General features: G+C 72.6%; 11 protein-coding genes. 6 read left to right on the top strand and 5 right to left on the bottom strand.

Translation table 11 applies throughout. The features are described 5' to 3' along the window. Nucleotides 1–2: 2 nt before the first annotated feature. A complete protein-coding gene (locus AMIR_RS20790; protein ID WP_015802916.1) occupies nt 3–1,484 on the bottom strand; it encodes a protein kinase domain-containing protein in 1,482 nt (493 codons plus the stop codon). A gap of 229 nt (nt 1,485–1,713) precedes the next feature. After that, nucleotides 1,714–2,463: a dipeptidase PepE gene (gene pepE, locus AMIR_RS20785; protein WP_015802915.1), complete on the bottom strand. Its 750-nt coding sequence runs from the start codon at nt 2,461–2,463 to the stop codon at nt 1,714–1,716. A 126-nt stretch (nt 2,464–2,589) separates the two neighbouring features. Between pepE and AMIR_RS20780 the strand changes: the two genes are divergently transcribed. From AMIR_RS20780 to AMIR_RS20755, 6 genes are all read left to right on the top strand, one after another. Continuing rightward, on the top strand, nt 2,590–3,339 hold the full coding sequence (locus AMIR_RS20780) for an IclR family transcriptional regulator (protein ID WP_015802914.1): 750 nt from the start codon (nt 2,590–2,592) through the stop codon (nt 3,337–3,339). Nucleotides 3,340–3,351: 12 nt separating this feature from the next. Next, nucleotides 3,352–5,052 (top strand): OPT family oligopeptide transporter, encoded by a 1,701-nt coding sequence (locus AMIR_RS20775; protein ID WP_015802913.1) that lies wholly within the window; start codon nt 3,352–3,354, stop codon nt 5,050–5,052. Continuing rightward, nucleotides 5,045–5,764: an AroM family protein gene (locus AMIR_RS20770; protein ID WP_015802912.1), complete on the top strand. Its 720-nt coding sequence runs from the start codon at nt 5,045–5,047 to the stop codon at nt 5,762–5,764. Before AMIR_RS20775 ends, AMIR_RS20770 begins: the two co-directional genes overlap by 8 nt. Next, complete coding sequence (locus AMIR_RS20765) at nt 5,761–6,402, top strand: aspartate/glutamate racemase family protein (RefSeq protein ID WP_015802911.1); 642 nt, start codon at nt 5,761–5,763, stop codon at nt 6,400–6,402. Before AMIR_RS20770 ends, AMIR_RS20765 begins: the two co-directional genes overlap by 4 nt. Before the next feature lie 95 nt (nt 6,403–6,497). After that, nucleotides 6,498–7,436, top strand: coding sequence for a DUF1177 domain-containing protein (locus AMIR_RS20760; RefSeq protein WP_015802910.1), 939 nt, complete (start codon nt 6,498–6,500; stop codon nt 7,434–7,436). A gap of 260 nt (nt 7,437–7,696) precedes the next feature. Beyond that, entirely contained in the window at nt 7,697–8,845 is a 1,149-nt protein-coding gene (locus AMIR_RS20755) for a DNRLRE domain-containing protein (RefSeq protein WP_015802909.1), read from the top strand. Between the two features lie 988 nt (nt 8,846–9,833). Here AMIR_RS20755 and AMIR_RS20750 read toward each other — a convergent pair. From AMIR_RS20750 to AMIR_RS20740, 3 genes are all read right to left on the bottom strand, one after another. Next, the gene (locus AMIR_RS20750; RefSeq protein ID WP_280956299.1) at nt 9,834–10,652 is read right to left on the bottom strand and encodes a hydroxyacid dehydrogenase; all 819 of its coding nucleotides are present in this window, start codon (nt 10,650–10,652) and stop codon (nt 9,834–9,836) included. Nucleotides 10,653–10,761: 109 nt separating this feature from the next. Continuing rightward, nucleotides 10,762–11,301: an RraA family protein gene (locus AMIR_RS20745; protein ID WP_205590280.1), complete on the bottom strand. Its 540-nt coding sequence runs from the start codon at nt 11,299–11,301 to the stop codon at nt 10,762–10,764. Nucleotides 11,302–11,408: 107 nt separating this feature from the next. Continuing rightward, nucleotides 11,409–12,188 (bottom strand): IclR family transcriptional regulator, encoded by a 780-nt coding sequence (locus tag AMIR_RS20740; protein WP_015802906.1) that lies wholly within the window; start codon nt 12,186–12,188, stop codon nt 11,409–11,411. Between the last annotated feature and the right edge of the window lie 49 nt (nt 12,189–12,237).

Genomic DNA, 12,237 nt, shown 5'->3' with positions numbered 1-12,237 from the left:
CCTCAGCCCGCCGTGCAGCTCACCGCCGGGGACGCGGGCGGCTCGCCCGCCCCGTTGAACCCGAAGTTCGTGCTCCCGCCGGCCTGGATCGTGCCGTTGTACCCCTCGTTCGACACCACCACCGTGCCGCTGTTCTGGTTCAGCTTGCCGTTCCACGACGACGAGATCGTCTCGCCCCCCGTCGCCGTCCAGCTCACCGTCCAGCCGCTCACCGGCGCGCCACCGGGGTTGCGCACCACGACCTCGCCCTGGAACCCGTTCGGCCACGAGTTGGTGATCGTCAACGTCGCCTCGCAGCCGCCGGGGCCGGAGGGGGCCTGCGACTCCTCCTCCGACTCCTCGGTCTCCGTGGGCGTCGAGACCCTCGGGGTGATCTGGCGCGAGTACGCCGTGGTCGTCGTCGGGGGCTCGCTGCTCGACGGGTCGGGCGCGGCCTGCGTCGACGCGCCCTTGTCGTCCGAGGTGGTGGACAGCGCGAAGCCCAGCACCACGCCGCCCGCGAGCAGCGCGCCCGCGATGCCCGCCCAGGCCATCGGGCGCAGCGACAGCTGCCTGCGCACCGCCAGCATCATCGTCCGGCCACCCTGCGGCGCGGCGGCGGCGGGCGGCGTGGGCGCGGGAGCCGGGGGAGCGCCCGGAGCGGGCAGGGTGCGCGCGGCGGGCGGCAGCGGCTTGCCCTCGGCGGTGGCCTGGAGCATCTGGCGGGCCTGCGCCATGGTCGGGCGGTGGTCGGGCTCGCGGGCCATCAGCAGCACCAGCACGTCCGCCAGGGGACCGGTGGTGCGCGGCGGGGTCACCTCGCCCTTCGCGGCGCGGCGCAGCAGGGCGTACGGGTTGTCCTCCAGCCTGCCGAACGGCGGGTGCCCCTCGACGGCGGTGTACAGGGTCGAGCCCAGCGAGAACACGTCCGACGCGTGCGAGGCCGACTCGCCCGACGCCACCTCGGGCGCCAGGAACGCCGGGGTGCCCACGACCTGCCGCGCGTCGGTGACCGTCCCCTCGCCCACGGCCCGCGCCACGCCGAAGTCGGTGATCTTGACGTCGCCGTCGTCGTGCGAGATCAGGATGTTGTACGGGGTGACGTCCCGGTGCACGATGCCCGCCTGGTGCGCGGCGGTCAGCGCCGAGGCCACCAGCCCGCCGATGCGCGCCACCTCGCCGGGCGGCAGCGGTCCGCGCTCGTCCAGCAGGGCGCCGAGGCTGTGCGAGGGCAGGTACTCCATCACCAGGCACGGGGTGCCGTCGTGCTCCACGACGTCGTGCACGGTGATCGCGTTGGGGTGCCGCAGCCGGGTCGCGATGCGGCCCTCGCGGGCGATCCACGCGCTGGAGTCGGCCGACCGCACCGACTCCTCCAGGAGCTTGACGGCTATGACGCGGTCCTGCTCCTCGTCCCGCCCCCGCCAGACGACCCCCATCGCCCCTTGCCCGACCAGCGACTCCAGCCGGTAGCGACCGGCGATCAGCTCTCCCGCGTGTGGCACGGGCCGACGGTACCGAGTCACCGGGTGTAGGGGCCACCCGACTGGGTGATAGCGGGAGGGGGCGCCGGGGTGCCGGGGGCATCTCCGGACACTCCGGAAAGCGCTTTCCGCAACCCGGCGGGACAACCCCCGACCGGGAGACCGGGTCCCGACCGGGGGTCGCCGCGCCGCGTGTCCCGAGCGTCGCGGAAGACGTCGCACCGCAGGTCACGCGCGCCGCGCCCCCGCCTCAGCCGTCGAACGCCACCCGCTCGTCCAGCAGCGAGCTGACGTCCCCGGACACCTCCTCCGCGTCCTTCCCCCGCCGGAACACGATCGCGGGCCCGCCCCCGCGCACCGCGACCGACGTCCCGCCGACCACGCACACCTGCGCTCGCCCGTCCCCGGACACCCGCAGGTGCGTGCCCTCCCGCAGCCCGAGCACCGGGACGTCGTTCTCCTCCAGGAACTCCAGCAGCCTGGTCTCCCGCGTCTCGCCCATGTGCGTGCTGGTCGGGTCCGCGTCGATGAAGTGCGGGTTGATCTGGAACGGCACCAGCCCCAGCGCCGCGAACGACCCCGGCTCCACGATCGGCATGTCGTTGGTCGTCCGGATGGTCGGCGCGGTGATGTTGGTGCCCGCGCTGGCGCCCACGTACCGGGTCGTCCCGGCGCGCACCGCCTCGCGGATCGCCACGTCCAACCCCTGCCTCTGCAGGGAGCGCAGCAGCCGGAACGTGTTGCCGCCGCCGACGACGACCGCGCCCGCCGACGCCACCGCCGCCACCGGGTCGGCCTCGCGGTGCAGACCCCGCAGGGTCACGCCCGCCGGGGCGAACGCGTCGGCGACCTTCGCGGTGTACGCGTCGTGGTCGGCGAGCGCGTGGGGCACGAAGAGCGCGTCCTCGACACCGGCGAGGAAGTCGCGGATCTCGGGCAGCGCGTGGGCGTAGGGACGCCCGCCGTGATTGGTCGAGTTCGAGAAGAGCAGCAGGTCCACGCGCCGAAGTTTACGGATTGGCAACCGGGGGGGCTGGATTACGGCTGATGGAGCATTTACGGTTCATCCCGATGACAGGAAAGCCTTCCCGATTATCGGGAAGCCAACCGCCCGGAGGGACCCCCTGTGGCTGACGAGCTGCTCACCGTCCAGCGTGCGCTCGACGTGCTCTCGCTGTTCTCTGCGACCGAGGACACGTGGGGCGTCAGCGACGCCGCGCGCCGCCTCGGCCTGGGCACCTCCCAGGTCCACCGGGTCATGGCCACCCTCGCCGGGCGGGGCTTCCTCGTCGCCGACAAGCGCACCCGGATGTACCGGCTGGGACCCGCGCTGATCGGCCTCGGCCACCTGGCCGCCGAGTCCGACGCCAACCGGCAGATCGCGCTGCCGGTGCTCAACCGGCTGTCCGCCCTCGTGGGCAGGTCCGCCGTGTTCAACGTGCGCCAGGGCTCCCGCTACGTGCTCGCCGCCGCCGCCGACGCGCCCGGCGACCTGCGCTGGGAGCTCACCCTGGGGCGCAGCTACCCCTGGTACGGGGGCGCGGCCGGGCACGCGATCTTCGCGTTCCGGCCCCAGGAGGAGATCGACGCGCTGATCGCCTCCGGCTTCGACGAGTCGACCGAGACCGGCCCGCACGACGCCACCACCCTCCACAGCCTGCACGCCGCCGTGCGGGAGCGGGGCTTCGCCACCTCTACCGGTGAGGTGAACCCGCACGTGACCTCGGTCGCCGCTCCCGTCAGATCCGGGAGCGAGATCACGGGCTGCATCGCGGTCCTCGGCGTGACCCACCAGGTCGCCGCCACCCCTGAACTCGTCGGCCACCTGCTCACGGCCGCCGCCGAACTGTCCGACGCCCTCAGCCGGACAGCGTGAGAGGAGACCTCCGTGTCCCTTGACTCCTCGAAGGACCCCGCGACACCGACCACCGGTGACGCCCCCGAGAAGCACCCCAGGGCTTTCGAGCCCATCACGTTCGTGATCATCGCCCTGCTCAGCGTGCTCGGCGCGATCATCGGCCTGCACATGATCACCACCCTGGGCGTCTCGCCCAACACCTCGGTGATCGGCGCCCTGGTCGCCATGGTCGTGGGCCGCTTCGCCTTCCTGGGCCTGGCCAGGATGCGCAGCGTCCACCGCCAGAACCTCGCCCAGTCCGCGATCTCCGGCTCCACCTTCGCCGCCGCGAACTCGCTGCTGATCCCGATGGCGATCCCGTTCGTCTTCGGCAAGCCCGAGCTGGTCTGGCCGATCTTCATCGGCGCGGGCCTCGGCCTGGCGATCGACGTGTGGATCCTCTACCGCGGCTTCGGCTCCTCGTTCCTGCCCGCGCACGCCGCGTGGCCGCCCGGCGTCGCCGCCGCCGAGACCATCAAGGCCGGTGACTCCGGCGGCCGTCAGGCCAAGATCCTGGCCGTGTCCGGAGTGCTCGGCTTCGGCGCCAGCTTCGCGGGCCTGCCGATGTCCGCCGCCGGTGTCGCGCTGATCGGCAACGTCTGGGCGCTCGGCATGTTCGGCGTCGGCCTCCTGGCCGCGCAGTACGCGCCGGTGCTGTTCAACGTCAAGCTGGCCGCGCTCTACGTGCCGCACGGCGTGATGATCGGCGCCGGCCTGGTCGCCCTCGTCCAGGCAGCCCTGCTGCTCCTCGGCCGCCGCTCGAAGAAGTCCGAGGCCAAGGGCCCCCGTGGGGAGGGCGCCGAGGAGAAGAAGGCCGCCGCAGCGAAGGCCGACGGTTCCAGCGCGGTCCTCGAAGACGATCCGTCCATGGTGGACACCGTCACCATCGGCAAGCTCCGCCGCGCCTTCTCCACCGGCTACCTCCTCTACGTCGGTGGCGCCGCGGTCCTGGCAGTCCTCGCCGGGGTGTACTCCGAGCTCTCCGTCCCCGCCCTGATCGGCTGGGTCCTGTTCGCCGCGTTCGCCGCGATCGTGCACGAGATCATCGTCGGTCTGGCCGCCATGCACGCGGGCTGGTTCCCCGCCTTCGCCGTCACCCTGATCTTCCTGATCGTCGGCCTGTTCCTGGGCTTCCCCCAGGTTCCGCTCATGGTCCTGGTCGCCTACTGCGCCGCCACCGGCCCCGCGTTCGCCGACATGGGCTACGACCTCAAGGCGGGCTGGCTCCTGCGCCGCTCGCACCGCCCGTACAGCGCCTTCGAGCTGGAGGGCCGCCGCCAGCAGCTCCTCGCCAGCGTCATCGGCTTCGCCGTCGCGGTCGGCGCCGTGGCCCTGCTGTGGCAGAGCTACTTCACCAACGGCGACATCCCGCCCGTGTCGAAGGTCTACGCCGACACCATCAAGGCGGGCCTCGGCGACCCCGAGGTCCTGCGCAACCTCCTGATCTGGGCCATCCCCGGCGCGATCATCCAGCTCATCGGCGGCCCCAAGCGCCAGATCGGCGTCCTGCTCGCCACCGGCCTCCTGGTCGCCACCCCGAACGCCGGCTGGCTCGTCCTCGCCGCGCTCGCCCTGCGCGTCATCTGGGTCCGCAAGCGCGGCCCCGAGGGCGAGAACGACGCCGCCCTGGTCGGCGCGGGCCTCATCGCGGGCGACTCGATCAACTCCGTCGGGAGGATCTTCCGTGGCTGACAGCGGCAGCAGGACCGTCACCCTGGGCGTCGTCACCATCGGCCAGACCCCGCGCGCCGACCTCACCCCCGAACTGCGCGCCTGGCTGCCCGGTGTGCGGATCGTGGAACGCGGCGCCCTCGACGGCGTCACCCCCGAGCAGATCACCGAGTGGGCCCCCACCGAGGGCGACGAGGTCCTCACCACCCGCCTGCGCGACGGCGGCTCCGCGATCGTCGGCCACCACCACATCGCCCCCAGGGTGCGAGCGGCGGTCGCCGACCTGGAGGGGGCCGGGGTGGACGCCGTCTACCTGGCCTGCACCGGCGAGTTCGGCGAGCTGGAGCACCGGGGCCCGGTGCTGCGACCCGAGTTCATGATCGGCCACGCGGTCGCGGCCATCGCCGCTGGCCTGACCACCGTGGGCGTCCTGGTCCCGCTCGAAGAGCAGAAGCACCACCCGGACACCAAGTACGCCCCCCTGGACGCCGAGGTGGTCGTAGCGGTGGCCACCCCGTACGCCGGCCCACCCGAGGCCGTGGCCGAGGGCCTGCGGGCCGCCGCGGCCGAGTTCAAGGCCGCAGGCGCACAACTGATCGTCGCCGACTGCATCGGCTACACCCAGGCGATGCGCGCGGTCCTGGTGGCGGAACTGGGCGTGCCCGTAGTGCTGGCCCGCTCGGTCGTGGCCCGCCTGGCCGCCGAACTCCTGGACCGCGGAGCCGCCGCATGACGACGCCCCGCCGCATCGGCGTCATCCGCGTGGTCACCTCCACCGACCTCGACTTCCTCGGCGCGCACGGACGCATCCTGGAAGCCGAACTGGGCGTGACGACCCGCACCGCCTGCATCCCGGACCAGCCACGCGGCGTCCACGACGACGACTCGTTCGCCCTGGCGGACAGGAAAGTCCCACTCCTGGCCGAGGAACTCGCCCCGCACGTGGACGCCATCGTGGTCAGCTGCGCCGCGGACCCCGGCCTCGCCGGAGCACGCGACCGCGTGGCCATCCCGGTCCTGGGCGCAGGAGCCTCCGCCGCGGGCGTCGCCCTGACCCTGGGGGAGCGGGTGGGCGTGCTGGACCTGACCACGACCACCCCCGCATCGGTGACCAGGGTCCTGGGCGCCCGCCTGCACGGCGCCATCCAGCCCGACGGCGTCACCGAGACCGCCCACCTCCTCACCCCCGAGGGCAAGCGGTCCAGCCTCGACGCAGGCCGCCGCCTGGTCGAGAGCGGCGCGGACGTCCTCCTGCTCGCCTGCACCGGAATGACCACCATCGGCCTGGCCGAACCACTCCGGCGCGCCCTGGGCGTCCCCGTCGTGGACGCAGTCCGCACCGCCGGACTCCTCGCCGCCAGCCCCTTCTGACCGCCGGCGACCGTCCACGCGGGACACATCCGCCCGGACGGTCGCCGGCCCCCCTGACTTCCCCAACCTTCTCCCAGCGTGAGGAGCACGTGCCCATGTCCTGGCGTCACGTCATCGAAATGTCCGACCTGCTCGACTCGCCGTCCGCGAGCGGCAAGGCCGTGGCCGAGGTCCTCAAGTCCTTGGGCGCCACCGAGGTCGAGGTCACCGAGGTCACCGGCGAGGCGGGCGAGACCGAGTTCGTCAAGGTCCTCATCCCCGGCACGAACGGCCGCAGCTCCGGCGGCGACGCGCCCACCCTGGGCATCATCGGCCGCCTGGGCGGTCTCGGCGCCCGCCCCGAGCAGATCGGCTTCGTCTCCGACGGCGACGGCGCCCTCGTCGCGCTCTCCGCCGCCGCGAAGCTGCTCGACGCCGCCGCGAAGGGCGACCGCCTGCCCGGCGACGTCATCGTGAGCACCCACGTCGACCCGGACGCCCCGACCCAGCCGCACGACCCGGTCCCGTTCATGGGCTCCTCGGTCGACATGGCCGTCACCAACTCGGTCGAGGTCTCCGCCGAGATGGACGCGATCGTGTCCGTCGACACCACGCGCGGCAACCGCATCTGCAACCACCGCGGTTTCGCGATCACCCCCACCATCAAGGAGGGCTGGATCCTCCGCGTCTCCGAGTCGCTGCTCGACATCGTCGAGCGCACCTCGGGCCAGAACCCGGTGGTCCTGCCCATCACCACGCAGGACATCACCCCGTACGGCAACGACGTCTACCACGTGAACTCGATCGTCCAGCCCACCACCGCCACCCCGGCCCCCGTCGTCGGCGTCGCCCTGACCACCGTGACGGCGGTTCCCGGTTCCGCCACCGGGGCGAGCGACCTCCAGGTCGTGGAGAGCGCCGTGCGCTTCGTCGTCGAGACCGCGAAGGACTACGGCCGAGGCATCGCGAGCTTCTACGACCCGGCCGAGTTCGAGCGCCTCACCTCGCTCTACGGCTCCCTCGCCCACCTCCAGACCAAGGGCGACGAGAGCTGACTTCCCGTTGCGGCACAAGGGGGACGGCCCAAGCCGCCCCCCTTGCCCGCACGTGCGCGTAATACGCACCCAGGGGCGCCCCGTTCGTCCACATGTGACACGGGGCACGCCCCGAGGGCGTGTGTTCTTCACTTCCCCGCCTCTTGATCTTGTTCACCCGAACGGCCCTGTCACGCAGGGTGATGTATCGGAGAAGATTCGTCCCGTTGCGCTGAGTAGCGGCCAAGGCCGCGCTCCAACGGGGAGTCGAACTGCTGTCTGTGATCACCGGTCGCGCGCTGAAGCGCGCCCGTTCCCTGGCCGCCGGTGTGGCCCTGGCTGTGCTGGCCACGGTGGCCCCCGCACCGCCCACCACCACCGCTGCCGCCCAGGCGCAGCACGGACTTCCTGACGCCACAACGGTAGGCGCGTCCCCAGGCGCCCTCCCCCCGGTCGAGCAAACCACCGCCGAACACCCCGACACCCCCGCCGAACGCCCCACCCACCCGGACGCACCCCCCGAGCCGGGCGGTGGCACCCCCGCCACGGCCACCGTCGCGACCACCATCGCGGCCACCGCGGCGACCCACGTGCACGCCCCGTACCTGGCGGACTACTCCACCGACCAGACCTTCAGCGTCGGCACGTACAACGCCGGAACCAACCGCGCCACCGGCTTCCTCCGCTTCGACACCCTCGGCCCCACCCTGGCGGGACACCAGGTCCTCGCCGCAACCCTGTGGCTGTTCACCACCTGGTCCTACTCCTGCGCCCCGCGCCCGGTCCACGTCGACGAGGTCACCGCCCCCTGGGCCGCCCAGGGCCTGAAGTCCTGGCCGGGCCCCGCACACGCCCCGGAGCTGGCCACCGCCACCTTCTCCTCCGGCTACAACGCGGCCTGCCAAGAAGACGGCGCCTGGCAACAAATCCCCCTGAACACCCCGGCCCTCGCCCTGATCCAACGCTGGGCGGACGGCGCCCCCAACCACGGCCTGGCAATCCGCACCGCGAACGACGACTCCTACAGCTGGAAGAAGTTCGCCACCCCGAACACCCCAACCCCGCCCCGCCTGGAAGTCACCACCCGCCCCACCCCCACCCCCCAACCACCCCCCGAGCCAGACGCCGCCAAGCACCCCGGCACCCCAACCCCGCCCCGCGCCCCAGCGAGCACCGCGGCGACGACCCAGGTCCCCGAGCCCCACGTCGACGCCACGAACCCCCTGCCGCACAACACCTTCCCCACCCCGACCCTCCCGCTCCGCACCCCCCGCACGTCCACGGTCGGCGCCCAAGGACAAGCGCCCTCGCCAGCGCCCACTCCCCAAGCCGCCACCGGGACACCCCAGCCCCCACCGCCCCCTCTAGGCCGAGGCCCACCCCGCACACCTCCACCCACGCAGACGCTGATCGACCGGCACCCCAGGTGACCGCACCCGTCCCCACCGGCGACGGCCACCGACCCCACGCACCCGCCCGCCGTCCAAGCCGGCCGAGGTCCGACGTCCAGCCCTGGAGATCCGGGCCGGACGACTCGCCCGGACCCGACCCAACGGCCCTCCGACGTCCCCACCTGCCCAACTCGCCGGGCAGCGCGCCAGGACGACTCGCCCGGAGCGGCCAGGACGACAACCGGGTGCACCCGGCCACAAGGCCAGCCGGTCGCTCGCCGTCGAACTGCCCCCGCGCGCACCCCCTGAGCGCGCGGGATCAGCAACCCCAGCGGGGCGCCGCGCCCCAAGCGCCGCCCCGCTGAGCCACACCCCCACCCGCACCCACCCACACATCCCGCACCCGCCCGCGACCCCAACCACTTGGCTGGCGGCGCGCTTCGCAGGCGGCGCGCTTCGCTCGTCACAGGCTTCGAGGGGTGACCGCCGCACTGGCTGACCGCCGCACTGGCTGACCGCTTCGCTGGCAGGGCGCTTCGCTGGCAGGGCGCTTCGCAGGCTGCGCGCTTTGCGGACTGCGCGCTTCGCCGGCTGCGCGCTTCGCGGGCTGCGCGCTTCGCGGACTGCGCGCTTCGCCGGCTGCGCGTTTCGCGGGCTGATCACCGCGCGGGCTGCGGGGCGAGCGAAGCGAGCCCGCAGCCGCCCAATCCCGCGTCCCTCTTCTCCGTTTGGCCTGGCGCAGCCCGAGCACGCTCGTCAAGATGCCGCCGCACTGCCCGGCAGACCACCCGAGTCAAACGGCGTCTTGACGAGCGTGCTTGCCTGAAAGGAGGCCAAACGGAGAAGAGGGACCCGGACCATCGCAGTGGTAAACGGGACCACCACCCCAACGGCCACCGGCCGGCAGAGCCCGTGTCCCTCTTTTTTGGAGGTCTGCCCCGCCGGCGAGGCGTGCTTGTAGCTCTTGGCTCGTAACCCTCCCCCCACCCCCACCCTCCACCCCCACCCCCACCCCTAAAGCTGCCCCCTAAAGGTGCTCCACCACCCGCTCCGCAGCCTCCAGGGCAACCCGCCGCATCGCCTCCACCGTCTGAGCCCCCACATGCGGCGTGATCACCACATTCGGCTCGTCCCACAACGGATGATCCCCAGGCAACGGCTCAACACTGGTCACATCCAACCCGGCCCCACCCAGCCGCCCCTCCCGCAACGCCACCACCAACGCGTCCTCATCCACAACTCCACCCCGAGCCGTGTTCACCACAACCGCCCCCTCGGGCATCAACCGCAACCGCTCCGCGCCGATCAACCCCCGAGTCCGCTCGGTCAACGGCACGTGCACCGAAACGTTGTCCGACAACGACAACAACTCGTCCAACCCCACAGGCTCAGCCCCCGCAGCCCGCACACCCCCATCCCCCAACATCGGGTCGTGGGCAAGCACCCGCATCCCGAACCCGCCCGCACAAATCGCCCCAACCCGCTGAGCGATCCGCCCGAACCCCACCAACCCCACCACCGCCCCGGACAACTCCCGCCCCCGGATCGCACCTCTCACACCTTCACCCCCACCTTCACCCCCACCCCCACCCCCACCTCCACGCACCGCCACCCCGATCCCACGCCGCACCGCCAACATCAACGCCACCGCGTGCTCGGCAACAGACTGCGCGTTGGCCCCAGGCGTAGTGGTAACCGCGATCCCCAACTCCTCCGCGGCTTCCACATCAACCGTGTCCACCCCAACCCCATGCCGAGCCACCACCCGCAACCGGGGCGCCCGCCGCATCATCTCCCCGTCAACCCGGTCCGTCCGCAACAGGATCGCGGTCACCCGCCCGCACACCTCATCGAACCCCACCGCCCGGTCCCCGTACCCGAGCACCACCTCGGCCCGCCCCCGCAACAGCGCCACCGCGTCCTCGTGCACCGGCCGAGGAATCCACACCACCGCCTCACCCACGGGGCACCAGCGCCTGGTTCGCGGCCCGCCGCTCCGCTTCCCCCGCGATCAGCTCACCCACCCGAGCCACCACCACCTCAACCTCCCCGCGCGGCACAACCGCGACCCCGTCCCCATCCCCGACAACCCAATCCCCAGGCGACACCGGCACCCCGCCCACCGCGATCGTGCAGCCAACCCGGAACGGCCCCGTCTTCCACGGCCCGGCAGGCGTCACCGCCCGCGCGAACACCGGAACCCCCAACGCCTCCAACTCCTCCACGTCCCGCGCCGCCCCGTCCAGCACGATCCCCCCGACCTGCAACGCCTTGGCCTTCTGCGCCACCAGCTCCCCGATCAACGCGCGCGTGCTGTCCCCGCCCCCGTTGACCACCAGCACCTCACCCCGCCTGATCTCCTCGAACGCCGCGTGCAACCCCTTGTTGTCCCCAGGCCGCGTCCACACCGTGAACGCGGGCCCCGACAACACGGCCCCCCGCCACAACGGCCGAATCCCGTCGGCAACCCCAAACCGGTCCATCGCATCGGACACAGTCGCAACGGGCTGCGATCCCGCCACCGGGTAAACGTCTCGCTCCTGCACCAACCACTCCCAGCGCTAGATCCACTCCGAACGGTCGGCAGACCGCCGGAAAGCCCTCACCCCAGCGCGGGCGGCAACCCGCTCACCGCGATGTCCGCAGCGCACCGCTGAACGGCCGCCACGAACCCCGGCACCTTCTCGTCGCCGAACCGCACCGTCGGCCCGCCCAGCGCCAGCACCACCGGCAGCCCCCGCCGCCGACCGTCGACCTCGGGCACCGGAACCGCCAACCCCGTGTTCCCCGGCTCCCGCTGCCCGTGCGTCAGGCACCACCCGCGCTCCGCGGCCTCCGCGATCACCGCCCGCATCCCGTCCACGTCCGAACTCACCTGCGGCAACAACGCCTCCAACACCGCCGCCGACTCCAACGACAACAACACATAAGCCGCAGACCCCACCGACAGCGGCAGCTCATCCCCCGGCTGCACAACGTGCCGCAACGTGTTCGGGCTAGGCGCCTGCCCCACGACCACCCGCCGCACCCCGCTCCGCACGTACAGGCTCACCGTCTCCCCGGTCTCCGCGGCCAACGCCCGCATCCGAGCCGCAGTCGCCGCGGGCACCGCCCAAGCCGCGTCCGCGAACGCCGCGAACGCGATCAACGCCGTCCCCACCCGAACCTGCCCGTCCACACCCCCCTGCTCCAGCACCCCTTCCCCGGCCAGCGTCTCGACCAGCCTCAGCACGGTCGTCCTGGGCAACCCGGTCTCCCTGACCAGCTCCGCCACGCTCAACGACATCCGCTCCGGGCTGAACGCGCGCAACACCCGCCAAGCCCTGCTCACCGCGCGAATCCCGCCGCCGTCACCCTCGGCGCCAGTGCTGCTGGCGGACATGTCGTCTCCTGTTCGTGATTGCGCTCACTCGGAACTCATGCTTACCATC

The sequence above is a fragment of the Actinosynnema mirum DSM 43827 genome (assembly GCF_000023245.1).
In the GTDB taxonomy this organism is placed as follows: Bacteria; Actinomycetota; Actinomycetes; order Mycobacteriales; family Pseudonocardiaceae; genus Actinosynnema; species Actinosynnema mirum.
The sequence above is the reverse complement of the archived record's forward strand: the minus strand, read 5'-3'. Positions and strand labels throughout refer to the sequence as shown.

Bases quoted from the DNA above. Each gene is read 5' to 3' on its own strand.
- AMIR_RS20765 (WP_015802911.1), top strand. From the start codon at position 5,761: ATGACGACGCCCCGCCGCATCGGCGTCATCCGCGTGGTCACCTCCACC.
- AMIR_RS20760 (WP_015802910.1), top strand. From the start codon at position 6,498: ATGTCCTGGCGTCACGTCATCGAAATGTCCGACCTGCTCGACTCGCCG.
- AMIR_RS20740 (WP_015802906.1), bottom strand. From the start codon at position 12,188: ATGTCCGCCAGCAGCACTGGCGCCGAGGGTGACGGCGGCGGGATTCGC.